This is a genomic window from Burkholderia sp. SIMBA_051 (assembly GCF_046534915.1).
GTDB lineage: Bacteria > Pseudomonadota > Gammaproteobacteria > Burkholderiales > Burkholderiaceae > Burkholderia > Burkholderia ambifaria.
On the sequence record NZ_JAWRXS010000370.1, the window covers coordinates 1 to 266 of the forward strand.

Annotated in this window: 1 protein-coding gene; it reads right to left on the reverse strand. The window is 64.7% G+C overall.

What is annotated here, in order from left to right; genetic code table 11:
* Nucleotides 1–266 (reverse strand): helicase-related protein (locus SB771_RS34905; RefSeq protein ID WP_410722028.1); only part of this gene is annotated, 266 nt, incomplete at both ends.

Here is a 266-nt window from a genome sequence, read left to right on the forward strand (position 1 = left end):
GCTGGATTGCCTCGAGCCGGCGTTGCGCCTGCTTGGTCAGACCTTGCGGATCGTGCACCAGCAGATACGAATACGCCTGGTGATGCGAGCGGCCCACCCGGCCACGCAACTGATGCAACTGCGCGAGACCGAACTTGTCGGCGCGGTGAATCAGGATGGTGTTGGCGGTGGGCACGTCGATGCCGGTTTCGATGATCGTCGTGCACAGCAGCACGTTGGCGCGCTGCGCGACGAAGTCGCGCATCACGCGCTCCAGCTCGCGTTCG